At 66.9% G+C, this 22,517-nt stretch carries 22 protein-coding genes and 1 pseudogene; 10 read left to right on the top strand and 13 right to left on the bottom strand.

Going from position 1 to position 22,517, the window contains the following annotated elements; genetic code table 11:
• Positions 1 to 86: 86 nt before the first annotated feature.
• Positions 87 to 1,742, top strand: a complete 1,656-nt coding sequence (locus QOD90_RS23190) for a long-chain fatty acid--CoA ligase (RefSeq protein WP_526353475.1) — start codon at positions 87 to 89, stop codon at positions 1,740 to 1,742.
• A 62-nt stretch (positions 1,743 to 1,804) separates the two neighbouring features.
• On the opposite strand, the gene QOD90_RS23185 is transcribed toward QOD90_RS23190, so the two are convergent.
• The 3 genes from QOD90_RS23185 to QOD90_RS23175 all read right to left on the bottom strand — a co-directional run bounded on the left by QOD90_RS23185 (position 1,805) and on the right by QOD90_RS23175 (position 6,098).
• Entirely contained in the window at positions 1,805 to 3,004 is a 1,200-nt protein-coding gene (locus tag QOD90_RS23185) for a thiolase family protein (RefSeq protein ID WP_526353474.1), read from the bottom strand.
• A gap of 65 nt (positions 3,005 to 3,069) precedes the next feature.
• Complete coding sequence (locus tag QOD90_RS23180) at positions 3,070 to 4,845, bottom strand: serine/threonine-protein kinase (RefSeq protein ID WP_526353473.1); 1,776 nt, start codon at positions 4,843 to 4,845, stop codon at positions 3,070 to 3,072.
• 119 nt (positions 4,846 to 4,964) lie between these two features.
• Entirely contained in the window at positions 4,965 to 6,098 is a 1,134-nt protein-coding gene (locus tag QOD90_RS23175) for a BTAD domain-containing putative transcriptional regulator (RefSeq protein ID WP_526353471.1), read from the bottom strand.
• Between the two features lie 87 nt (positions 6,099 to 6,185).
• Here QOD90_RS23175 and QOD90_RS23170 point away from each other — a divergent pair, with 87 nt between their 5' ends.
• Positions 6,186 to 7,241: an NAD(P)H-dependent amine dehydrogenase family protein gene (locus tag QOD90_RS23170; RefSeq protein WP_526353469.1), complete on the top strand. Its 1,056-nt coding sequence runs from the start codon at positions 6,186 to 6,188 to the stop codon at positions 7,239 to 7,241.
• A 17-nt stretch (positions 7,242 to 7,258) separates the two neighbouring features.
• Here the strand turns inward: QOD90_RS23170 and QOD90_RS23165 are convergent, their stop codons facing one another.
• Together QOD90_RS23165 and QOD90_RS23160 are read right to left on the bottom strand one after the other, a co-directional pair.
• Positions 7,259 to 8,035 (bottom strand): SDR family NAD(P)-dependent oxidoreductase, encoded by a 777-nt coding sequence (locus QOD90_RS23165; protein ID WP_526353467.1) that lies wholly within the window; start codon positions 8,033 to 8,035, stop codon positions 7,259 to 7,261.
• Entirely contained in the window at positions 8,032 to 9,075 is a 1,044-nt protein-coding gene (locus QOD90_RS23160) for a zinc-binding dehydrogenase (protein WP_526353465.1), read from the bottom strand. Before QOD90_RS23160 ends, QOD90_RS23165 begins: the two co-directional genes overlap by 4 nt.
• Before the next feature lie 50 nt (positions 9,076 to 9,125).
• Here QOD90_RS23160 and QOD90_RS23155 point away from each other — a divergent pair, with 50 nt between their 5' ends.
• Together QOD90_RS23155 and QOD90_RS23150 are read left to right on the top strand one after the other, a co-directional pair.
• Positions 9,126 to 9,599: an SRPBCC family protein gene (locus QOD90_RS23155; RefSeq protein ID WP_526353463.1), complete on the top strand. Its 474-nt coding sequence runs from the start codon at positions 9,126 to 9,128 to the stop codon at positions 9,597 to 9,599.
• A gap of 37 nt (positions 9,600 to 9,636) precedes the next feature.
• Positions 9,637 to 10,494: a patatin-like phospholipase family protein gene (locus tag QOD90_RS23150; RefSeq protein WP_526353461.1), complete on the top strand. Its 858-nt coding sequence runs from the start codon at positions 9,637 to 9,639 to the stop codon at positions 10,492 to 10,494.
• On the opposite strand, the gene QOD90_RS23145 is transcribed toward QOD90_RS23150, so the two are convergent.
• Complete coding sequence (locus QOD90_RS23145) at positions 10,483 to 11,457, bottom strand: patatin-like phospholipase family protein (RefSeq protein ID WP_526353459.1); 975 nt, start codon at positions 11,455 to 11,457, stop codon at positions 10,483 to 10,485. The genes QOD90_RS23150 and QOD90_RS23145 overlap by 12 nt on opposite strands.
• Before the next feature lie 52 nt (positions 11,458 to 11,509).
• On the opposite strand from QOD90_RS23145, the gene QOD90_RS23140 reads away from it, so the two are divergent.
• On the top strand, positions 11,510 to 11,878 hold the full coding sequence (locus tag QOD90_RS23140; RefSeq protein ID WP_526353457.1) for a VOC family protein: 369 nt from the start codon (positions 11,510 to 11,512) through the stop codon (positions 11,876 to 11,878).
• Here QOD90_RS23140 and QOD90_RS23135 read toward each other — a convergent pair.
• On the bottom strand, positions 11,875 to 12,099 hold the full coding sequence (locus QOD90_RS23135; protein WP_526353456.1) for a hypothetical protein: 225 nt from the start codon (positions 12,097 to 12,099) through the stop codon (positions 11,875 to 11,877). The genes QOD90_RS23140 and QOD90_RS23135 overlap by 4 nt on opposite strands.
• 135 nt (positions 12,100 to 12,234) lie before the next feature.
• Between QOD90_RS23135 and QOD90_RS23130 the strand changes: the two genes are divergently transcribed.
• Positions 12,235 to 13,968 carry a solute carrier family 23 protein gene (locus QOD90_RS23130; protein ID WP_526353454.1) on the top strand — a complete coding sequence of 578 codons (1,734 nt, stop codon included), beginning with the start codon at positions 12,235 to 12,237 and terminating at the stop codon, positions 13,966 to 13,968.
• A gap of 7 nt (positions 13,969 to 13,975) precedes the next feature.
• Here the strand turns inward: QOD90_RS23130 and lpqV are convergent, their stop codons facing one another.
• Positions 13,976 to 14,419 carry a lipoprotein LpqV gene (gene lpqV, locus QOD90_RS23125; protein ID WP_526353452.1) on the bottom strand — a complete coding sequence of 148 codons (444 nt, stop codon included), beginning with the start codon at positions 14,417 to 14,419 and terminating at the stop codon, positions 13,976 to 13,978.
• A gap of 122 nt (positions 14,420 to 14,541) precedes the next feature.
• Here lpqV and QOD90_RS23120 point away from each other — a divergent pair, with 122 nt between their 5' ends.
• Together QOD90_RS23120 and QOD90_RS23115 are read left to right on the top strand one after the other, a co-directional pair.
• Positions 14,542 to 15,087 (top strand): cysteine dioxygenase, encoded by a 546-nt coding sequence (locus tag QOD90_RS23120; protein WP_526353450.1) that lies wholly within the window; start codon positions 14,542 to 14,544, stop codon positions 15,085 to 15,087.
• On the top strand, positions 15,087 to 15,497 hold the full coding sequence (locus QOD90_RS23115; RefSeq protein ID WP_526353448.1) for a rhodanese-like domain-containing protein: 411 nt from the start codon (positions 15,087 to 15,089) through the stop codon (positions 15,495 to 15,497). The genes QOD90_RS23120 and QOD90_RS23115 overlap by 1 nt, the downstream gene beginning before the upstream one ends.
• On the opposite strand, the gene QOD90_RS23110 is transcribed toward QOD90_RS23115, so the two are convergent.
• The 3 genes from QOD90_RS23110 to QOD90_RS23100 are packed head-to-tail and all read right to left on the bottom strand — an operon-like array spanning position 15,468 to position 19,015.
• Complete coding sequence (locus QOD90_RS23110) at positions 15,468 to 17,183, bottom strand: alpha/beta hydrolase (RefSeq protein WP_526353446.1); 1,716 nt, start codon at positions 17,181 to 17,183, stop codon at positions 15,468 to 15,470. The genes QOD90_RS23115 and QOD90_RS23110 overlap by 30 nt on opposite strands.
• Positions 17,184 to 17,192: 9 nt before the next feature.
• Complete coding sequence (locus QOD90_RS23105) at positions 17,193 to 17,966, bottom strand: enoyl-CoA hydratase (protein ID WP_526353444.1); 774 nt, start codon at positions 17,964 to 17,966, stop codon at positions 17,193 to 17,195.
• Positions 17,963 to 19,015 carry a 3-hydroxyisobutyryl-CoA hydrolase gene (locus QOD90_RS23100; protein ID WP_526353442.1) on the bottom strand — a complete coding sequence of 351 codons (1,053 nt, stop codon included), beginning with the start codon at positions 19,013 to 19,015 and terminating at the stop codon, positions 17,963 to 17,965. Before QOD90_RS23100 ends, QOD90_RS23105 begins: the two co-directional genes overlap by 4 nt.
• A gap of 161 nt (positions 19,016 to 19,176) precedes the next feature.
• Between QOD90_RS23100 and QOD90_RS23095 the strand changes: the two genes are divergently transcribed.
• Together QOD90_RS23095 and QOD90_RS23090 are read left to right on the top strand one after the other, a co-directional pair.
• Positions 19,177 to 20,025 (top strand): Bax inhibitor-1/YccA family protein, encoded by an 849-nt coding sequence (locus QOD90_RS23095; RefSeq protein ID WP_526353440.1) that lies wholly within the window; start codon positions 19,177 to 19,179, stop codon positions 20,023 to 20,025.
• A gap of 179 nt (positions 20,026 to 20,204) precedes the next feature.
• Positions 20,205 to 21,044, top strand: coding sequence for a putative endonuclease domain-containing protein (locus QOD90_RS23090; protein ID WP_526353438.1), 840 nt, complete (start codon positions 20,205 to 20,207; stop codon positions 21,042 to 21,044).
• A 77-nt stretch (positions 21,045 to 21,121) separates the two neighbouring features.
• Here QOD90_RS23090 and QOD90_RS23085 read toward each other — a convergent pair whose 3' ends face one another.
• Positions 21,122 to 22,339 carry an acetyl-CoA C-acetyltransferase gene (locus QOD90_RS23085; protein WP_526353436.1) on the bottom strand — a complete coding sequence of 406 codons (1,218 nt, stop codon included), beginning with the start codon at positions 22,337 to 22,339 and terminating at the stop codon, positions 21,122 to 21,124.
• A 50-nt stretch (positions 22,340 to 22,389) separates the two neighbouring features.
• Positions 22,390 to 22,517 (bottom strand): annotated as a pseudogene (locus QOD90_RS23080) (SGNH/GDSL hydrolase family protein); the annotation flags it as partial.

Raw genomic sequence — 22,517 nt, 5'->3', positions numbered from 1 at the left:
CGGATTCGTTGCACTCCCGGCTCTGTTCGAACCGCGAACTTTCGCCGTCGACGCCATTAGCATCGCGGCCAACGGGAGGACTTCAGATGCAGAGCACGATGCAGGACGTTCCGCTCACCGTCACGACGATCATGCGCTACGCCTGCGAGGTCAACGGCGATCGCACGGTGACCACCGCCACGGGCGGGGGTAGCTACCGCACCGGCACCTACCGAGAATTGGGTGAGCAGGTCGCCAGGCTGGCGAATGCGTTGCGAGAAATGGGCATCACGGGCGACGACCGGGTCGGCACGTTCATGTGGAACAACGCCGAGCACCTCGCCGCGTACCTGGCGGTGCCGTCCATGGGCGCGGTACTGCACACGCTGAACATCCGGCTGTCGCCGGAGCAGATCGCCTACATCGCCAACGAGGCCGAGGACAAGGTGATCATCGCCGACCTCTCGTTGACGGCCCAGCTCGAGCCGGTGCTACCGCTGCTGGACACCGTGCACACCGTGATTGCGGTCGGCGACGGCGATCTCGCACCGCTGACGGCGTCCGGCAAGGCCGTGGTGCGCTTCGACGAGGTGCTGGCGGTGCAGTCCCACGAGTTCGACTGGCCGGAGATCGTCGAGACCGACGCGGCCGCGATGTGCTACACCAGCGGTACCACGGGAAATCCGAAAGGCGTTGTCTACAGCCATCGTTCGAGCTATCTACACGCCATGAGCACGTGCTCCGCCAACGCCCTTGGGATCGGTGCCGAGGACTCGGTGCTGCCGGTAGTGCCGATGTTCCACGCCAACGCCTGGGGGCTGCCATACGCATCGCTGATGGCGGGCGCCGACCTGGTGCTGACCGACCGCTTCCTCGATGCGAAGTCGGTCATCGACGCCATCGAGACGCAACGGCCCACCGTGGCAGGCGCGGTGCCAACGATTTGGAACGACGTCATGCATTGCTTGGAATCGTCACCCGGCCATGACATCTCGTCGCTGCGGCTGGTCTCGTGCGGTGGGTCGGCGGTGCCGGTATCGCTGATGCGGGCGTTCGAGGAGAAGTTCGACGTCCAGATTCGTCAACTGTGGGGGATGACCGAGACGTCGCCGGTGGCGACGATGGCATGGCCGCCTCCTGGCGTTTCCGAAGAAGAGCACTGGGCACTGCGGTCGACTCAGGGCAGGCCGATGTGTGGCGTCGAGGTCCGCATCGTCGACGATGCCGGCGAACCGCTGCCGAACGACGGCAAGGCGGTGGGCGAGGTAGAGGTTCGTGGCCCCTGGATCACCGGGTCCTACTACCAGAATCGCGACGACTCCAAGTTCGCCGGCGGCTGGTTGCGCACCGGTGACGTCGGTCGGATCGACCCGCTCAGCTACGTGACCCTGACCGACCGCGCCAAGGACGTCATCAAGTCCGGTGGCGAGTGGATCTCATCGGTCGAACTGGAGAACCACCTCATCGCGCATCCGGCCGTGTTGGAGGCCGCCGTGGTCGGCGTGCCCGACGAGCGCTGGCAGGAGCGCCCCCTGGCCGCCGTCGTGCTCAACGAAGGCGTCGAGGCAACTCCGGCCGAGCTACGAGAGTTCCTGGCGGACAAGGTCGTTCGCTGGTGGCTGCCCGAACGGTGGACGTTCGTCGACGAGGTTCCGAGAACCAGCGTCGGCAAGTACGACAAGAAGACCATCCGCGCCAGGCACGCCGACGGTGTCTACGAGGTCCACGAAACCCGCGAGCAGTCCGCAAAGCGGCTCCAGTAAAAGCCCCTCGTTCGGGCCAATTGAGGGGCTTTTGCGACTGCTCGTCGGACTGTTCGGCAGGACTAGCGTTCGGCGCGCTGGTACGCCGTGACGACGGCAGCGCCGCCAAGGCCGATGTTGTGCTGCAGAGCGGCGGTCACGCCGTCGACCTGACGCTTGTCGGCGGTCCCACGCAACTGCCAGGTCAGCTCGGCGCACTGCGCCAACCCGGTCGCGCCGAGCGGATGGCCCTTCGAGATCAACCCGCCCGACGGGTTGACCACCCAGCGCCCGCCGTAGGTGGTGTCGCCGTCGTCGATCAGCTTGGGTGCCTCGCCCTCACCGCACAGTCCAAGCGCCTCGTACAACAGCAGCTCGTTGGCCGAGAAGCAGTCGTGCAACTCGATGACCTGGAAGTCGTCGGGGCCGAGACCCGATTGGTCGTAAACCTGTTTGGCGGCTTGGACGTTCATGTCATATCCGATGATGTTGGCGGCACTGCCGTCGAAGGTGCTGGCGAAGTCCGTGGTCATGGCCTGGCCGACGATCTCGACGGCTTGAGCTGCGAGGCCGTGGTCGTCGACGAACTGCTCGCTGACCACGATGGCCGCTCCCGACCCGTCCGAAGTCGGCGAGCACTGCAGCTTCGTCAGCGGGTCGGAGATCATCCTGGCGCCCAGGATGTCGTCGAGGCTGTACTCCTCCTGAAACTGCGCGTACGGGTTGTTCACCGAGTGCTTGTGGTTCTTGTAGCCGATCTTCGCGAAGTGCTCCGCGGTGCTTCCATACTTCTTCATGTGCTCACGGCCCGCCGCGCCGAACATCCACGGCGCCACCGGGAAGGCGAACTCGTCGATGGCGGCCAACGCCTTGACGTGGTTGCCCAACGGGGACTCGCGATCCTCGGCGCCACCACCGAGCGAGCCGGGCTGCATCTTCTCGAAGCCGAGCGCGATGACGCAGTCGGCCAGCCCGCCGCGGATGGACTGGGCGGCCAGGTACAGGGCGGTGGAGCCGGTGGAACAGTTGTTGTTCACGTTGACGATCGGGATGCCCGTCATGCCGAGTTCGTAGAGCGCGCGCTGACCGGACGTCGAGTCGCCCGAGCAGTATCCGACGTAACCCTGCTCCACGGCGTCGTAGGAGATGCCCGCGTCGTCGAGCGCCTTGGTGCCCGATTCCTTGGCCATCTGCGGGTAGTCCCACCCCTCGCGGCGGCCCGGCTTTTCGAACTTCGTCATCCCGACACCGACGACGAACACTCTGTTCTTGTTGCTGGCCACGGCCTACCCCTTCGCTACGCTGCGTTTCGAAGCAACATAACAGCGGCAGCGGCGAACGAACATGGTCAGCTGTAGTTCAACCACCAGTCGTGCAGTTCGTCGATGTTGGCGCTCTGCACGTCGGCCAACAGCAGGTCGTCCTCCTGGGTCCACACGATGTCGGCGTTGCCCTGGTACGTGCCGCACGCGATCGAGCCTGCGACCGCGTCGGGGGTGGCCTTGTAATGCCAGGTGATCGGTGAGTCGGCGTCCGCGCCTGGGCAGCGCACCAGTTCCTCGTTCTCCTTGATCGACGAGTCGAACTGCTTGTCGAGCGTGTCCTTGTTCGCGAAGATCGAGTACCGCGCGGCGGCGGGACCGCCGGGTTGCGTCGACTGGCGGCAGTCGACCGTGGCCAGCGCACCCGGCGCAGGCGGAATCGCCTTCTCGCACACGGTCGTCGGGTAGTTGGCCGGAATCAGAGCCATCAGCTGAGCGTCGAAGCCGTTGGGATCGCCGGAGTCCGTCGTTCTGGGCGTAGTGGTGCGGGTGGTCGACGGCTTCTCGCGTTCGGTGGTCGTCTTCTTCGACGTCGTGACCGTCGGACTGTCCGCGCTGTCAGATCTGGTGAGCAGGAACGTGCCGATCGCGCCAAGTGCAAGGATCAGCACTGCGAGCACCACGACGATCGGCACCCACGGAGTCTTCTTGCCGCCAGGGCCATTCGAGCCCGGCGGGGGCTGGTTCCACGACGGCGGACCGGCGAACCCGTACTGCTGCGGCGGCGGGGGAGGCGGCGGGGTCGTCGGGAAGGCCCCGGGCGTCGCACCAACCGGCATGGGCGGCGGGGTCACCGGATAGGGCGGGGGTGTTGCCCCTGGCGGCGGCGTCGCCCCGAATGGAGGTGTGTACGACGGCGGAACGGTCGGTGGCGGGGCGGCCATCGTCGCCCCCTGACCCAACGGCACGCCCTCTGGCATCGTCGCCGCCTCGCTGCGCTGCAGAATCGTCGCCGCCTGATCCTGGTCGCGCAGCGTCAGTGCGTCGGTGGCCGCGGTCGCCAGATCGCCTGCGGTGGCGAACCGCTCGCTTGGCTTCTTCGCCATGCCGCGGGCGATCACGTCATCGAATGCCGTTGGAATTCCTGGGCGTTCGACGCTGGGCCGGGGGATCGGTTGCATCAGGTGTGCCGTGATGACGACGCTGACGCTGTCGCCGCCGAACGGCTGCGCACCGGCGAGGCATTCGTAGAGCACACAGGCCAGCGCGTAGATGTCGGCGCGGTAGGTCACCTCGTCGTTGGTGAAGCGCTCCGGTGCCATGTACGCGTACGTGCCGACGGCGGTGCCGAGCTCGGTCAGTTTCTCGTCGGTCGCCGCGTTGGCGATGCCGAAGTCCACCAGGTACGCGAAGTCGTCCCTGGTGATCAGGATGTTCTCCGGCTTGACGTCGCGGTGCATGATGCCGCTCTCGTGCGCAGCGTCGATCGCGGACGCCACCTGCCGCACGATCGCGACGGCGCGGGCCGGCGTCATCGGGCCGAAGTTCTTCAGCAGCTTCCGGAGGTCCGATCCGTTGATCATGCGCATGTCGACGAACAGCACGCCGTCGATCTCGCCATAGTCGTGGATCGGCACCACGTGCGGCTCCTGCAGCCGTCCGGCCGAATGTGCCTCACGCTGAAGGCGTTTGCGGAACACCGAGTCATGGGAGACGCCCTCGGGGAGCAGCTTCAGGGCGACGACGCGGTCCTTGACGGTGTCCTCGGCCTCGTAGACCTCGCCCATGCCGCCCTTGCCGATGAGCCGCAGCAGGCGGTAGTGGCCAAACATCGTGCCTTCGCGCGACTTCGGCTCGGTCATCTGCTGTCTCCTTGCGCCCAAAATGTGGCACTTGCCCCGCGTGCCAGCAGTCACCTTAATGCCTGGTGACGGTGCCTACCGAGGAACCAACTGCGAATGCCTCAGCGGAAGTTCGGGGACTACTCAGGCGCCGGCCTGCGGATCTCGAAGGTGAACTCGTGGTCGCAGATGCGGATCCGATCGTCGTGGCCGAGCGTCGCCGTGCCACGAATCCGCTGGTTGTGGACATCTACGCCGTTGGCCGAATGCAAGTCGGTGATGACGTAGCTGGTGCCGGTGTCGATGATGACCGCGTGGTGGCGGCTGACGTTCGGGTCGTCGAGCACGATCTCGTTGTCGGGGAGCCTGCCGATTCTGGTGGCGGCCGCCAGAAGCGGATGGATTCGACCCGACGCGGCGCGGAGATGTGCGGTGGCGGTCTGCGTGCCGACCGCGGTCCGCATGTCCATGTGGTGAACCTTGTGCACGGCGGTGGTCTGGGCGGCCTTCTTGGCGTTCAGCGGCTCCTGCCGCAGGATCCGTTCGTGCAGCGCACGCACCGACGGTCCCGGGTCGATGCCGAGATCCTCGGCAAGCGCCGACTTGAGCCGCTGAAAGGCGTCCAGCGCGTCGGATTGGCGTTCACTGAGGTAGTACGCGGTGATCAGTTGCGTCCACAACGGCTCGCGGTACGGATGCTCACCGACGAGCGACTCCAGTATCCCGACAACGGCATGACCACGGTTGCAAGCGATCTCGGCCTCAGCGTGCGCGGTGTGTGCCACGACCTTGTCCTCGACGAGCGCGGTGGCAAAGGGGTCGACGAACTCGAAGTTGCGGAGGTCGTCGAGCACGGGTCCGCGCCACTGGGCCAACGCATCCGACAGGTGCCTGCTGGCCTGTTCGAACTGGCCGGCCGCGGCCGCCTGAACACCGGCGGTCTTGTGGGCGACGAAGCGGCCCAGATCGCACTCGGCATCGGCGACGGCAAGTCGATAACCGGGCGCCGCGCTGGCCAGCACGGCCTTCGCGTCGAGGCCGGCACCCGCGACGAGCCTGCGCAGGTTCGAGATGTACGTGTGCAGGCCGGCCTTCGGTTCGGGCGGCGGGAACTGCTCCCACGCGGCGTTGACCAGCGACTCACTGCTGACCGGACGGTTGCGGCTCATCACCAGCATGGCGAGTACAGCTCGCTGTTTGGGCGTGCCAAGTGCCAGCGGCTCACCGTTCGCAGTCATCTGCAACGGGCCGAGGACGCCGAAGTTGAGAACCATCACTGGCAATTGTGCAGTCCGGCGATGCCCGGTGGTGTACATCTGGGTAGAACGTGTTCTAGTTTCTCGCCGCGAGAGGAGTGCCCGATGGCGTTGCGAGTGGTGCAGTGGGCGACCGGCGGAGTCGGCGTCGCCGCGATCAAGGGTGTGCTGTCCCATCCCGATCTCGAGTTGGCGGGCTGCTGGGTGCACTCGGAAGCCAAGAGCGGCAAGGACGTCGGCGAGATCGTCGGCGGTGCTCCGCTGGGAGTGACCGCCACCAACGACGTCGACGACATCCTCGATCTCGACGCGGACGCCGTCATCTACTCGCCCCTGATGCCCAACCCCGACGAGGTCGCGGCCCTGTTGCGGTCCGGCAAGAACGTCGTCACCCCCGTCGGCTGGTTCTACCCCGGTGAGAAGGAGGCGGCCCCGATGCGGGCGGCCGCCATCGAGGGTGGCGTCACCCTGCACGGCACCGGCATCGCGCCCGGCGGCATCAGCGAGAAGTTCCCGCTGCTGTTCTCCATCATGTCCACCGGTGTGACATTCGTTCGCGCCGAAGAGTTCTCGGACCTGCGTACCTACGACGCGCCGGACGTTCTGCGGTATGTGATGGGTTTCGGCGACACTCCGGAGAAGGCGCTGACGGGGCCAATGCAGAAGCTGCTCGACGGCGGGTTCATCCAGTCCGTCCGGATGTGCGTCGACGAGATGGGCTTCGCCGCCGACCCCAAGGTCCGAGCCACCCAGGAGATCGCGGTCGCCACCGCACCGATCGACTCGCCGATGGGTGCCATCCAGCCGGGACAGGTGGCTGCCCGCAAGTTTCACTGGGAAGCCCTCGTCGGTGACGAGGTGGTCGTCCGCGTCACCGTCAACTGGTTCATGGGTCAGGACAACCTCGATCCCGCATGGACTTTCGGCCCCGCGGGCGAGCGCTACGAAATGGAGTGCAAGGGCAATCCCGACTTCACCGTCACGATCAAGGGCTTCCAGCCGGAGAGTGTCGCGGAAGGCCTGGAGAGCAACAACGGGATCGTCGCGACGGCGGCGCACTGCGTGAACTCGATACCGGCGGTGTGTGCCGCCGAGCCGGGTATCGCCACCTACCTCGATCTGCCGTTGATCAGTGGCAAGGCGGCGCCGCACCTTCGCTGACCACCCCGCGAAGGGTGCTAACGCGGCAGGAGGCCGCCGTCGACGGTGATCACCTTGTTCGTGAGGTAGCCGGTGCGCAGCATGGTCACCGCCATGTCTGCCATCTCGTCGGGCCTGCCGATCCGGCCGACCGGAATCGGAACCGGCGGTGCGCCGGTCTCGAGGTCCGCGGGGAACATCTTGGTGTCGCCCACCAACGCGGGGGCAAGGCAATTCACCGTGACGCCGTCGGCGGCGACGCGCGGGGCGAGGTGATGCATGAGTCCGTGTAAGCCGGCCTTGCTCGCCGCGTAGTGAGCGCCGACCACGCCACCGGTGAACGCGGCGACCGACGACACGAACAGAATGCGGCCGAACTGCCGCTCGACCATGCCCGGCAGCACCTGTTGCGCCAGCAGGAACGGCGCGGTCAGGTTCACCGCCATCGTCGCATTCCAGGACTCGAGATCGATGTTCTGCCAACCCCTTATGTCCGCGGTTCCCGCGTTGGCGACGAGCAGGTCCACCGCGCCGAGCTCGCGAACGGCGTGCGCGACCAGGGCTGCGGGCGCCGCGGGATCGGACAGGTCGGCGGAGGTGACGGTGACCCGTCGGCCCCGCTCCCGTGCATACGCGCCGACGGCCTCGGCATCCTCGCCATGCCGCCCGTACGACAGGCACAGGTCGACGCCGTCGTCGGCCAGCCGCCGGGCGATGGCCGTCCCGATGCCGCCCGACGCTCCGGTGACGAGTGCGACGCGGCCTCGGAGGGCAGGAGCGGAGCGACCCGGGAATGTGCCGGCCAGGTCCGTCACGGTTGCACCAAGATCCTGATGGGGTCGCCGTCGCCCCTTTCGAGTTTCTCGATGCCCTTGGCGACGTCCTCGAGCGGCACGATGTCGCTGATCGACCGCGACAGATCGAGGCGGCCCAACGACACCAGGTTGGCCAGTGTGCCGATGTCGGCGTTCTGGTAGCCGAGGTGGCCGAGCACCTGTCGCTTGAACAGATTGAAGATCGACGTCGGCCCGATGGTGGGGGCGTCGGCGCTCATTCCGACGCCGACCAACCGGCCGCCGACCGTCAGGCTGTTCAGCGCCTGCTCGAACGTGGACGTCAATCCGACCGCGTCGAACGCGACGTCGAGGTTGCGGCCGCCGGTGGCATCGGCGATCTTGGCGTGGAGGTCGCCGTCGCGGGCGTCGAACGCGTAATCGGCGCCGACGGCGAGCGCCCGGTCCAGAATCGCGGGCTTGATGTCCACGGCAATGATCGGTGCAGCACCGACCAGGCGGGCCAGCTGGACCATGTGGGTGCCGAGACCGCCGACACCCCAGACGCCGACGGACTCGCCGATGCCGACATCGGCCGTTCGCACCACCGCGCCGTACGGCGTCGACACCGCGTCGGCCAGGATCGCGGCCTGCTCGAGGGACACGTTGTCGGGAATCCTGGTGAGCCCGAACGCTTGTGCGACGGTGTATTCCGCCCAGCCACCGTCGTAGGCGAACGCCATCAGGCGGATCCGCAGGCAGTTCGAGACGTCGCCGCGCCTGCAGTTCACGCAGTCGAGACACGGGCGTCCAGCGGCCACCACCACGCGGTCGCCCTCGGACCATCCGGTGACGCCGGGGCCGAGCTTGGCGACGGTGCCCGAGGTTTCGTGACCCTGCGTCACCACCGGCAGCTGCGAGGGGAACGTACCGTTGATGAGGCTGAGATCGGAATGGCAGATACCGCAGAACGCCACCTTGACGAGAACCTCGCCCTGGCCCAGTTCGGGGATCGGAACGTCTTCCACCGCAATCTCTTTGGACTCGGCGTATAACCGCTGTGCCCTCATCGTCTCGACCATGCCGCTCCCTTTCGTCGCGTGTCGCGGTACCCGGGGGTACCATTCCCATCATGGCGCAGCCGATGGTCGTAGAGCAATCAAGGGCGATACCCGTTTCCCTGCAGGCCGCGTTCGACGGAACCGTGCCGGTCCCGCTTCCCGCGCTCTTCCACCGTTGGTACGGGCCCATTCCGCCGATCAAGGCGGTCCGGGACCAGACCGGCGACTGGGATGCGGTCGGAAAGACCCGCACCGTCGTGCTGACGGGTGGCGGCAGCATGCGCGAGGAGCTCACCTCCTACGACGCGCCCGCGTCGTTCGGCTACACGCTGTCCGACGTCAAGGGCCCGCTGGCGCCGATCGTGGATCACGTCGAGGGCCTGTGGGCGTTCGAGACCGTAGGCACCGGCACGAAGGTCACCTGGCGCTGGACGATTCACCCGCGGTCCGCGCTCGCGGCCCCGGTGCTGCCCGTGTTCGGCAAGCTCTGGCTCGGCTATGCCAGGCAGTCGCTCGAGGAGCTCTCGAACCAGCTGGTGGGCTGAGCGGCTCGGGTTTCATCACCTGGCACACTCGGCTCCTGTGACCAAACGTGGACTGGTGCTGGCCGGTGGCGGACTTGCTGGCATCGCGTGGGAGACCGGCATCCTGCAAGGCATCGCCGACGAGGCGCCCGCGGTGGCTCGCGCGATTCTCGACGCCGACGTTCTGCTCGGCACGTCGGCCGGGTCGGCGGTGGCCGCCCAGATCGGCAGCGGCACCAGCCTCGACGAACTCTTCGCCGCCCAGGTTGCGGCCGACACTCACGAACTCGACCCCATGGCGAGCATCGACGACATCACCGAGCTGTTCATGACGGCATTGACGACGCCCGACGGAGCGACGAAGGAGCAGAAGCTGCAACGCATCGGCGCGATCGCGGCCGCCGCCGACACCGTCGCCGAGCCACTGCGCAGGGCCGTGATCGAGCACCGGCTGCCCTCGTGGGAATGGCCCGACCGGGTGCTTCGGCTCACCGCCATCGACATCGCGACTGGTGAGCTGGTGATCATCGACCGCGACGCGGGCATCCCCCTCGTCGATGCCGTGGCGGCCAGCTGCGCGGTCCCCGGGGTCTGGCCGCCGGTGACCGTCGGCGCACGCCGCTTCATGGACGGCGGGGTCGGCAGCAGCGTCAACATGTCGGCCGCGGCGGATTGCGATGCCGTCGTCGTGCTGGTGCCGTCGAGTGAGACGGCGCCGTCACCCTTCGGTGACGGCGCGGTCGCCGAGATCGCCGCCTTCCCCGGTCAGGCCTTGGCGGTCTACGCCGACGACGCGTCGATCACCGCGTTCGGACCCAACCCCCTCGATCCGGCGTGTCGGGTTCCGGCGGCGACGGCCGGTCGAGAACAGGGCAGGGGCGTGGCGGCGCGACTGGCCCAATTCCTAGGCGGGTGAGGTCCGCGGCACCAGGGTGTCCAATGCGGCGGCAGCCAGTTCCTGGCCGATGTCGATGACCTCCTCCGCGCGGTGGAACTCCAGGCTCCGTGCCGCAGTGCGCGGGACCTCGATCAGAAGGTTGGGCGGATAGGCCGCGAGGGTGTGGCGCATCAGGGCCGACTGCGCGATGTCGATGGCGCGGTTCAGTACCTCGAAACCGCCGAGCTTCGGCACCGCGGATTCGGTGTGGTCGTCGTGGTCGTCGGTCTCCACGCCGTCGTTGGCGAAACGGCTCAACACCGTCTTGGCGGTCGGGCTGTCGAGCAGCATGCGGGCCGTCGTCGTGTCCAGCAGAGCCGTTGTGCTGCGCCACATTCGGTTGAGCAGCTCGGTGGTGGCACCCAATTCGGGCTCTGCACCCTGCGCCGTGCGCTTGGGGGTGTCGCCGCTGAGGCTGACCGCGATGGTCAGATCGGCGTTCACCGCGGCGATCGGCGCCATCGGCAGCGGATCGAGGATGCCTCCGTCGGCGAGCAGGCGGCCGTCCAGCACATGCGGCTTGATCACCCCAGGGATCGCAATCGATGCGCGGATGGCCGCGTCGACCGGCCCGCGCTGTAACCATACGGACTTGCCCGCGATCAGATCCGTCGTCACCGCCGTGTACGGGATCGGAAGCTCCTCGATGACGGCGTCACCGAGGATCGCGCGGACGGCGTCGAGGATCTTCTCGGCACGCAGCACGCCTGCGGAGGTCAACGACGGGTCGAGCAGACGCAGTACCGCACGTTGGGTCAGGGAGGTAGCCCACGCCGTGTACTCGTCGAGCTTGCCAGCGGCTTCGAGCCCGCCGACGAGCGCGCCCATGGACGACCCCGAGATGCCGACGATCTCGTGCCCACGGTCGTGCAGTTCGTTGATCACCCCGATGTGGGCGTACCCCCTGGCACCACCGCTTCCGAGACAAAGCGCCACTCGCATGAATTCATTGTCGTCGCGTTACGTCGTCGCGAAAACGGCAACCCTGCCGAACATGATCGGAAAACTTCGCTCCGTCGTCCTCGACACCAAAGATCCGCAGCAATTGGCGCAGTTCTACGAGGCCGTCCTCGGTGGGGAACTGGTTGCCGAGGACGACACCTGGGTCGTGCTCACCGACCCGACAGGCAGGCGGCTCGCGTTTCAGCTGTCGCCCGACCACCAGCCGCCACGGTTCCCTGACCCGCGTGGGTCGCAGCAGTTCCATCTGGACATCAAAGTGACAGACGTCGACGAGGCGGAGTCAAAGGTGTTGGCGCTGGGCGCAACTCGCGTGACTGATGCGGTTGGCGAAGACCACTTCCGGGTGTACCGGGACCCGGCAGGACATCCGTTCTGCCTGGTGTGGGGGGTAGCGGACTAGCAGCCCACCCTGGCGAAGAATGCGGCGGCGACCAATCCGACGATGATGGCCACCGTCGGTTGTCCGCTGGAGAGAGCAACGACGACGCCCATGATGGCGCCGACGGCGATGACGAACAGCAGGATGGCCATGACCACCCGCATGCCGTTGATCGACCCACCGGCGGCAGGCGGCAAAGCAGTCCGGGGCTTACCCAGCTTGCCGTTGTCTGGTCCGATCATTGACCCTCCAAGAGTGATGAGGGACACATCGTACCTGATTTTGTGATGTGCACCACAAACGCGTAGTCGCGCTAACTGTTTGCGCGGCTTAGTATTCGGGCCCGGTGCGGTGGTGCCCATGGCAATGTTGGCGCGGTGACGGACGGGGCACCAACGCGTACCCGATTGCGTGAGGCGGCCGGCAAACTCGGCAGGCCCAGGTTCAAGGACGTCGTCGCAGGCCTCGTCACCGGTTTGTTCTCGATTCCCGAGGGCATGGCGTACGCCAGCATCGGCGGCTTCAACCCGGTCGCCGGTCTCTATTCGGGCATGGTCTCCACGGTCATCGGCTCGGTCTTCGCCAGGACCGTCTTGATGGTGACGACGCTGACCAGTGCGCTGGCGCTGACGTCCCGCAGCGTGCTGACGGCCGCCGGGCTAGACCCGACGGATCCGGCGAACGTCGCGGCTCTGGTGCTCGTCGTCGGGGTCGTGATGATGCTGTTCGGGCTGTTGCGGTTCGGCTCGATCATGAACTTCGTCTCCAACGCCGTGATGACGGGCTTCACCACGGGCATCGCGGTGCAAATCGTCGCCGGAGTGATCACCGACGCCACCGGATACCGACCGCAGAGTCACAACACGATTCGCAAGTTCGTCGAGGCGTTCGCGAACGTGGGGTCGTGGCAGGTGGCGCCCTGCCTGGTGGCCCTCGCGACGGTCGCCGTGTGGCTGGTATTCCATCTGATCAAGCGACTCGAGGCGTTCGCGATCCTGATCGCTCTCGTCGTGGTGACGGTGGCCGTCGTCGTCCTGCGCGTAGACGTCGAGGACGTCGGCGCCATCTCGTCTGTGCCGAATGCGCTGCCGCCCTTGGTATTACCAAACTTCGGGGCCATTCCCGTTCTGCTGGGCGGCGGCCTTGCCGTCGCGCTGGTGGGGCTGGCGCAGGCAGCGGGAATCGCGGCGGCGGTGCCCAACCCGGATGGCAGTCGGCCGAACACCTCGAGGGACTTCGTCGCGCAGGGCGCGGCGAACCTGGCCGGTGGCTTCGTTGGTGCCCTGCCCACCGGCGGCTCCCTGTCGCGCACCGGAGTGTCGGTGTCGGCGGGCGCGCAGACGCGTTGGGCAGGCGTCTTCGCGGGTGTTTGGCTGATCCTGCTGGTCGTGCTGGCCGGCTCGCTCGCCGAGTTGATCCCGATGCCCGTCATCGGCGGGTTGGTCCTCGTCATCGGCATCGAGTTGATCCAGGGGCGTTGGGCCGACATCAAGCTGGTACTGCGCACCGCGCCGCTGTCGGCGGTGGCCATGGTGATCACGTTCGTTGCGACGACGGAATTGCCGCTGCACCAAGCGATCGTCATCGGTGCCATCACCTCGCTGGTGCTCTACTGCACCAAGGCGTCGCAGTCGGCGCGTCTGGTCGCGCTGGTTCCCACCGGCGACGGCGGCTGGGAAGTCGGTCCGGTGCCCGCGTCCTGCCCCAGCAGTGAGGTGACGGTTCTGCACTACGCCGGCGTCGGCCTGTTCTCGGAGGTGCCGCGCATCGACGAGGAGTGGCCGAGGGTCGCCGACAGCACCAGCGCCGTCGTCGTCCTCAGTATGGGAACCCTTCCGGACGTGCCGTCCTCGAAGGTCATCCGCGCGCTGCGAAAGTGGTCGACCGATTTGCAGGCCAACGGCGGGCGACTGCTGATCGCAGGAGTCAGCCCGGCCGCCGCGAAGGTGCTCGAGCGCGGCGGCGTCGACGACCTGCTGGGGCCTGGCGGCATCGTGCCTGCCACCAGCCGGGTGTTCGGCGCGCTGAACGAGGCCCTGGACCGCGGTCGACGCTGGATCGCGGAGCGGCCCGGCGCACCCGATGGAGGCACTTCCGACCCGCGTGATTAAAAGGTCGTCAGCCGCAGAGATCGTCCGCGGCGGCGTCGGCCGCGACGATGACGGCTGACTGACGAGCCGGCGTCAGCTGTGACCATGGCGTGCCAAACGTGCCGGGCCCTGCGGCGTCCGACTTCTGCAGGCTCTCCAAATACGGCTCGAACTGAGCCTTCTGCTCGCCGCCCTGCGCCACCATCCACACCTTCGCAGCGTGGCAGGCCTGGAAGTACTCGTCCTCGGTCGATTCCGCGGGGGTGCCGACCGCGGTGGTGACGCCGTTGGGGGAGACGCCCGTTGCTCCCGGCGCCGCGGTATGGGTCTGCAGGCTCGTCGTGGTCGTCGCCGTCGAGGTGCTGGCCGCCACCGATGACGAGGACGTGGCGTTGCCACCGTCGGGTCCCGACGTGCACGCGGCGAGGAGGGCCGCCGCGGCTGCCGCGGCGAGAATCGGGTAGCTGCGCATGCCGCCAATCTATGCAACACTCGCCAGCGTGTTGGAACGGACCTTCTGTCGGGAGTGTTGTCGGGCTTGACGCCCGCCCCCTGATCGACCCCTCTTCCCGGTCCACCTGGAGTTCCCTTCACATGTCTCTTGCCGTCTCCTCCGTTCCGTCCGTCGTCGCGCCGACTCGGCTGCGCGTACCCGATCTGCTACAGGCGACCGACGTCGCCGCCGACCACGTGCTGTCCGGTCGCTACGACCACGTCCTGCCCGCCGGCGGACCGTCCACCGATGAACGCTGGTTCACCCGGCTGCACGGCGACGACGAACTCGACGTCTGGCTCATCAGCTGGGTGCCGGAGCGCTCCACCGAACTCCACGACCACGGCGGGTCACTGGGTGCACTCACCGTCGTCTCGGGTGCGCTCGTCGAAACGCGTTGGGACGGAGATGCATTGCGTGAGCGACGACTTCGCGCCGGTGACCAGGCCGGCTTCCCGCTCGGCTGGGTGCACGACGTCGTGTGGGCGCCATCGGAGCCGCTGCAGATTACCTCGTCTACCGTGCCTACCCTGAGCGTGCACGCGTACTCGCCGCCGTTGACGGCGATGTCGTACTACGAGGTCACCGGTCGGAACACCCTTCGTCGGGACCGGACCGAGCTGACGGACAAGCCGGAGGGGGACTAGTGGCCCGCATCGACGCCGTTCTGCAGGCCGCGCGCGACAAGCTGACCCGGATCGAGGCCGCCGACGTGCCGAGGGCCTTGGACCGCGGCGCCCTGCTCGTCGACATTCGGCCTGCCGCGCAGCGGGCCCTCGAGGGAGAGGTCGTCGGCGCACTGATCATCGAGCGCAACGTGCTCGAATGGCGCTGCGACCCCACCAGCGAAGCCCGGCGCCCGGAAGCCGTCGACGACGACGTCGAGTGGCTGGTGCTCTGCTCAGAGGGCTACACGTCGAGCCTGGCGGCGGCATCGCTCGTCGACCTTGGCCTGCACCGCGCCACCGACGTGATCGGCGGCTACCACGCCCTCAAGGCGGCGGGAGTGCTCGACCGGCTCAGCGAATCACTCGTCGGAACGCAGCAGCGGCCGTAGCTTCGCGGTCTTCTCGGGCGTCCACCCCGGCGGCTGCATGATCGCCGCCCACGCATTCGCCACGTCGCGCACGTAGACGTGGCCGTGACCGTCCGGGACGTCGACGGCCACCGCCATGTCGGCGGACACCTGCAGGAACGTCACCACGGGGATCCACTCCATCTCGGGTGAGACGCCGTCACCCCGAGGTTCGCGCAACCAGTCCGGCTTGCTGAACAGCAGATCGGGGTTCCACCACGCAATCGGGTCGGACGCGTGCTGCAGGTACACCACGCGCGGGTGGCCCCACGGGTCCGGTGGCCGACTGAGGTTCTCGGCCGTGGCGGCGAACCGGACGTACTCGCCCTTGTCGTAGATGGGCAGCCACTGCGGTGAACCGGCGTCGCGGTCGGCGGTCAGGTCGGTCCAGATCGTGTTGTTGAACGTCGGGCCGGAGAACAGGGCACCGTCGGTACGCGCAATGAGGTTGTTCAGCGACAGGAACGGCGCCTCGCCACCGAACGAGCCGAGGCTCTCGCCGAACACCACCAGCTTGGGACGCTTGGCCTCTGGCATCGCGCGAACCAACTCGTCGACGGCCTCGAAGAGCGCCTGGCTGGATTGGCGCGCGTTCTCCTTGTCGACGAGGAACGACAACCAGCTCGGTAGAAACGAGTACTGCATCGACACGATCGCGGTGTTGCCGTTGTACATGTACTCGAGCGAGGACGCCTCGGCCTCGTTGATCCAGCCGGTGCCCGTCGTATTGGCCACCGCGACCACTGCGCGATCGAGCCCCCCGGTGCGCTGTAGTTCGCGGGCGGCGAGCTCGGCGCCCGCCTTGAATCCCTCCGCAGAGTTCAGGCCGGCGTAGACACGGATCGGTTCGACTGCTCCTGCGCCATTGAACTTCGCGAGGTCCTCGACCGACGGTCCGTTGCCGACGAAGACGCGGCCCTGATGACCGAGCGACGACCAGCTGACCAGTGACTCGGGTCCGCCCGAGCGCAGCGGACTCGTCGGGGCGGGGTTGTCGGGGTCCTCCTCGTTGTTGACCGACTCGAAGGTGTTGTTCAGCGTGCTCATCGCGAACCGCACCACCACGCCGTTGAGCAACGCGATGGTCAGGACGAGAAGCAGGGTGACCACCACGACGGCCGAAACCCTTGGCGGCGCAACGCGGTCGAGCAGTCTGACGAGGAACCGCACCAACTTGCCGACCAGCTGACCGAGTTCGACGAACGCGAAGAGGAAGACGATCGATAGCGCGGCGGTCAGCGGGTGGTCCCAGAAGTCCATCCGCGGAACGCCCATGTAGTCCCTGACGTCGTCCTGCCAGACGTGGAACCAGATCACCGCCAGCGTTTGGCCGATGATGCCGACCACGACCAGCGCGATCCACGCTCGCCGCGGCGCCGACGGGCTCGTCTCCTTCGAACGCAGGTAGCGGACCAGCCACACGCTGAAGACGCCGAGGCCGTAACCGATCGCGCCCGCCGCGCCGCTCACCAAGCCTTGGAACAGGGGCCCGCGGGGGAGCAGCGACGGCGTCAGCGACAGCCAGATGAACACCAGTCCGAGCGCGGTGCCGACGAACGTGTAGTGCCGGACCCACCAGTCCGGCTTCGGCGGCGGTGCAGCAGGTTCGGATTCGACGATGGCCGCTTCGTCGGCGCCGTCGGCCCTGGTGCTCGTCGGGTCTGTCACGAACGCACTTTAACGGTGCGTGAACTCCGGTGGGCGCTTCTCGGTAAAGGCTGCCATGCCCTCGGTCTGGTCATCGGTGGCGAACGCCGAGTGGAAGAGCCGCCGCTCGTAGAGAAGTCCTTCTGCGAGCGTCGATTCGAACGCCCGGTTGACGGCTTCCTTGGCCATCCGCGACGCCGAAAGCGACATCCCAGCGATGGTGGCGGCAGTGGCGTTGGCCTCGTCCAGCAGCGAGTCGGCGGGTACGACGCGCGACACCAAACCGCTGCGATCGGCCTCCGCCGCATCGATGGTGCGTCCCGTCAGAATGAGGTCCATCGCCTTCGCCTTGCCGATGGCGCGGGTGAGCCGCTGCGAACCGCCCATTCCCGGTAGTACGCCGAGCTTGATCTCCGGCTGGCCGAACTTGGCACTGTCGGCGGCGATCAGGATGTCGCACATCATCGCGAGCTCGCAGCCACCACCGAGGGCGTACCCCGCGACGGCGGCGATGGTGGGGGTGCGGGTGGCCGCGAACTTGGACCACGTTGCGAAGAAATCGGCCGAGAAGACGTCGGCGAACGACAGGTCGGCCATCTCCTTGATGTCGGCGCCCGCGGCGAAGGCCTTCTCGTTACCGGTGACGATGATCGCGCCGATACCGGCATCGGCATCGAATTCAGCTGCGGCGGTGGTGAGTTCGACCATCACCTGGCTGTTGAGGGCATTGAGTGCCTTCGGCCGGTTCAGGGTAATGGTCCCGACGCGGCCCTCGCGGGCGACCAGGATCGTTTCGTAGCTCATTGCTTCTCCTCATCGGGGAACGTCAGGTCCGGGTTGGCTGATTCAAAATATGCCTCGACGGCATCCGGTGAGCACGATGCCAGCGTGGCCGGTGACCACTTCGGATCGCGGTCCTTGTCGACGAGCAGAGCGCGGATGCCTTCCACCAGGTCGTGTGACCGCAGGGCGGCGCAGGACGTTCGGAACTCTTGGCGCAGTACGTCTTTCAAGGTCTTTAGATCCGCGGCTCGTCGCACCGCCTGCAGTGTCACCGCCACCGCGATGGGGGATCGGCCGTCGATGAGGTTGGCGGCGTCGATGGCGGGGCCTGCGTCGTGCCCGCGCAGCGCGGCGACGATGTCGACGACCGTCTCGCCCGCGTAGCACTCGTCGATCCAGTGCCGTTGCGCCAGAAGGGGACTCGCGGGCGGTTCGATTGCGAACGTGGACAGCGCCGCGTCGACGCCGTCCTTGACGATCGCTGCGGTGAACTCGCTCAGCTCGGCGTGGGGGACGAAGTGGTCGGCAAAGCCCATCGCGATGGCGTCGGCTCCGGAGAACGGCGCGCCCGTCAGTGCAGCGTGCAGGCCGAGTCGTCCTGGCGCGCGCGACAGCAGGTAGGTGCCGCCGACGTCGGGGATGAAGCCGATGCCGACCTCGGGCATGCCCATCTTCGTGGTGTCGGTGACGATGCGGACGCTGCCGTGCGCGGCGACGCCGACGCCGCCGCCCATCACGATGCCGTCCATGATCGCGACGTACGGCTTGGAATATTCGGCGATGTAGGCGTTGAGGACGTACTCGTCGTGCCAGAACGACCGCGCCTCGGCGCCATCGGCCTTGGCGCTGTGGTAGATCGCGATGACGTCGCCGCCTGCGCACAAGCCGCGCTCACCGGCGCCGGTCAGTAGCACGGTGTGCACGGAGTCGTCGCCCTCCCAGTTCCTGAGAGCCCTCTCAAGTTCGGTGGCCATGCCGTGGGTAAGCGAGTTGATGGCCTTTGGCCTGTTCAGCGTGACCAAACCGACGCCGTTCTCGACTTTTACTAGGATGTCCTCGTTTTCTGCCACGGCTTGCAATCTAGATCGTCACCCCAGGTCCAAGCGACACGGGTAACGTTTCTCAAGAAGTTCACAGTTTCAGAGACAAGGCCGGGAACCGGTCCGAGTCGCCGCACGTTGACCCATTGTTCGTCACTTGACGAGCCAACTGCACAAGAGAGGAACCGACGGTGCGCGAGAGCAGCAACCCGGTTTTCCGTTCCCTGCCCAAGCAGCAGGGCGGATATGCCCAATTCGGTACCGGTGCCGCCGGCTACGGCGCGGCAGCGGTACAGGCTGACCCGTACGCGGCCCAGCCGTACACCGACCAGTCGAGCCAGGTTTCCCGGCCGCTGACCATCGACGACGTCGTCACCAAGACCGGCATCACGCTGGCGGTCCTCACCGCCGTCGCAGCGGTCTCCTACTACCTGGTGCAGGGCAACATCGCCCTTGCGACGCCGTTCAGCCTCGTCGGCGCCCTCGGCGGCCTGGCGCTGGTCCTGATTGCCACCTTCGGTCGCAAGCAGGACAACCCGGCGATCGTGCTGAGCTACGCGGCGCTCGAGGGCCTGTTCCTCGGTGCGGTGTCGTTCATCATCGCCAACCTGTACTCGACCGGTGGCGTGGGCATGATCGCGCAGGCGATCGTCGGCACGCTCGGCGTGTTCTTCGGCATGCTGGTCGTCTACAAGACGGGTGCCATCCGCGTCACGCCGAAGCTCACCCGCATGGTCATCGCGGGCATGTTCGGTGTGCTGGCCCTGATGCTGCTGAACTTCGTCATGGCGATGTTCGGCGTCGGCGGCGGCGACGGCTTCGGTCTGCGCAGCGGTGGCCCCATCGCCATCGGCTTCTCGCTACTCTGCATTGCGCTCGCGGCGTTCAGCTTCCTGATCGACTTCGACGCTGCCGACCAGATGGTTCGCGCCGGAGTTCCGTCGAAGGCAGGCTGGGGCATCGCGCTCGGGCTGACCGTGACGCTGGTCTGGCTGTACCTCGAAATCCTGCGGCTGCTCAGTTACTTCCAGAACGACTAGCAGCCCTGCCCGGAAAGCCCGTTCGCCTTGGCGAGCGGGCTTTCTCTTTGCCTAGGTGTCCGCCGCCCCGTTGAGATAGCGCTGGCAGTCACTAGCGTCGCGATATTCGACTGTCAGCGCTATCTCAACGGGGCTGTGGATGAATTCGGCGGCGTCGCACATGCCGCAGGCATGTTGCGATGGTGGATTCCATCTTCATCGGCAGCGAGGCGGTTGCCGCGGGTGAGCTCAGCGCGAACGACCTCAGGCGCCGCTACCGGCGGCTGCTTCCCGACGTCTACGGCTCGTTGACCGCGGAGCCCACGCTGTGCGAGCGGATCACCGCCAGCTGGTTGTGGACGGGGCGGGAAGGTGTCATCGCGGGAGCTGCTGCCTCGGCGCTCCTCGGCGCGGAATGGGTCGACGTCGATACGCCGGTTGAACTGATTTGGGCCAACAACCGGGCGGCTACCGGCGTGGTGACTCGCCGCGACACCCTGTTGGACGGCGAAACGACTGTGCGTCCTAGTGGCCTGCCACTGACGATCGCCGAGCGCACTGCATTCGACCTCGCCCGCCGCGGCTCCATCGTCAATGCCGTCGCCCGGCTCGACGCACTAGCTCGTGCAACGCATTTCAAGGCAGCGGACGTATTGGAACTCGCATCGGGGCACCCGCACGTCAGGGGGTTGCGCCGGATCTCACGCGTCCTGGACCTCGTCGACGCCGGTGCGGAATCTCCGAAGGAGACGTGGTTGCGGCTACTCCTGATCCGTGCCGGCTATCCACGGCCGCAGACTCAGATTCCGCTACTCGGGCCGGACGGCTATCCCATTTACCGGCTCGACATGGGATGGGAGGACAAGCTCATCGCCGTGGAGTACGACGGTGATGACCATCGTGAAAAGTCCCGGTGGCGCAAGGACGTCATCCGCTCGGAATACATTGCGCACCTTCGGTGGAAGCACATTCGGGTGGTCGCGGGCGAACGCGAAGCCGACGTTCTGCGCCGCGTGCAGCGGGCGTGGCTATCGACATAGCGCTGACAGTCAGAATTGGCGCGCGATCGGACTGTCAGCGCTATCTCGACGTCGAAGGGATTAGTTGTCGACGGGGGCTAGCTGAGGCGCTCGACGACCATTGCCATGCCCTGGCCACCGCCGACACACATCGACTCGATGCCGAACGTCTTGTCGTGGGTCGCAAGGTTGTTCAGCAGCGTGGCGGTGATGCGGGCACCGGTCATGCCAAACGGGTGACCGAGCGCGATCGCACCGCCGGACACATTGAGCTTGTCCTCGTCGATGCCGAGTTCGCGCGCCGAGCCCAGCACCTGGACGGCGAACGCTTCGTTGATCTCGACCAGGTCGATGTCCGAGATCTTCTTGCCCGCCTTGGCCAGTGCCTTCTTGATGGCCTCGATGGGGCCAAGGCCCATGATCTCCGGCGAGAGGCCCGACACACCCGTCGAGACGATGCGCGCCAACGGAGTCAGCCCCAGCTCCTTGGCCTTGGTGTCGCTCATGATCACGACCGCGGCCGCGCCGTCGTTCAGCGGACACGCGTTGCCCGCCGTGATGGTGCCGTTCGGCCGGAAGACGGGCTTGAGCTGACTGATCTTCTCGTAGGTCGTGCCGGCGCGCGGACCGTCGTCCGTGGACACCACGGTGCCGTCGGGCAGCGTCACCGGCACGATTTCGCGCTCGAAGAAGCCGTTGTTGATGGCCTCTTCGGCCTTGTTCTGGCTGCGGACGCCCCAGTGGTCCTGATCCTCGCGACTGATGCCGGTGAACAGCGCGACGTTCTCGGCGGTCTGGCCCATCGCGATGTACACGTCCGGCACCAGTCCATCGTTGCGTGGGTCGTGCCATTCGTCTGCGCCAGCGGACTGCGAGGCGGTGCGTTCCTGCGCCACGTCGAACAGCGAGTTCTTGCTGTCTGGGGCGCCATCGGCGGCTCCGATGCCGAAGCGGGAAACCGTCTCGACGCCAGCGGAGATGAACACGTCGCCCTCGCCGGCCTTGATCGCGTGGAACGCCATCCGGGTGGTCTGCAGCGACGACGAGCAGTATCGATTGACGGTGGTGCCCGGCATGAAGTCATAGCCCAGCTCAACGGCAACGGCGCGGGCGATGTTGTACCCGGCCTCGCCCGCGGGCTGCCCGCAGCCCATCATCAGGTCGTCGACGTCGCGGGGATCGAGCGACGGCACCTTCTCCAGTGCGGCGCGCACCATCTGGGCGGCCAGGTCGTCGGGGCGCATGGTGGCGAGGGATCCCTTGACCGCGCGGCCGATCGGCGAACGGGCGGTCGAAACGATGACGGCTTCGGGCATGACGGCTCCTAGGTCAGTGGCTTGCGATGAGCGTGAAATCTAGAGCGAATTTAGCCCGTGACCGAAGCGACGATCGGCGCGGGTACGCCGGTCGTGCGCCGCCACAACCGGGTAATCCCACCAACGCGGGCAAATGCCGAGTCATCGCCGGTCCGCGATTCGAGTGCGGGCTCGACGT

This window comes from Mycobacterium sp. (assembly GCF_032161845.1).
Lineage (GTDB): Bacteria > Actinomycetota > Actinomycetes > Mycobacteriales > Mycobacteriaceae > Mycobacterium.
This window is presented reverse-complemented; position numbering and strand designations above follow the sequence as displayed.